Consider the following 260-nt stretch of genomic DNA (forward strand, 5'->3'; position numbering starts at 1 on the left):
TAGTCTTCATCATTATCACCCTTCGCCTTAAAAATATAATTCTCAAAATCTCCAAGCGGCTTTTCTTCCACTGTTACATGAAATGTCTTTGCTGCTCTTGCTAAAATTTCTTTTGTAAAAACACGTTCTACAGCTATTTCCATATGTATCCCTCCTATATATCTTCTTAATTCGACATAAATGTGAGAAGTACTGCTATGAAATTGAATAATGTACAAAAGACAATGTAACGTAACTTTCAACCCTCTTTTTAAAAAAAT

1 pseudogene is annotated in these 260 nt (G+C 31.5%); it reads right to left on the reverse strand.

Annotation, left to right across the window (positions count from 1 at the left end):
- Nucleotides 1-143: pseudogene (locus KVT11_RS20150) on the reverse strand (phosphotransferase enzyme family protein); the annotation flags it as partial.
- Between the last annotated feature and the right edge of the window lie 117 nt (nt 144-260).

The organism is Bacillus sp. GbtcB10 (assembly GCF_019091365.1).
In the GTDB taxonomy this organism is placed as follows: Bacteria; Bacillota; Bacilli; order Bacillales; family Bacillaceae; genus Bacillus; species Bacillus altitudinis.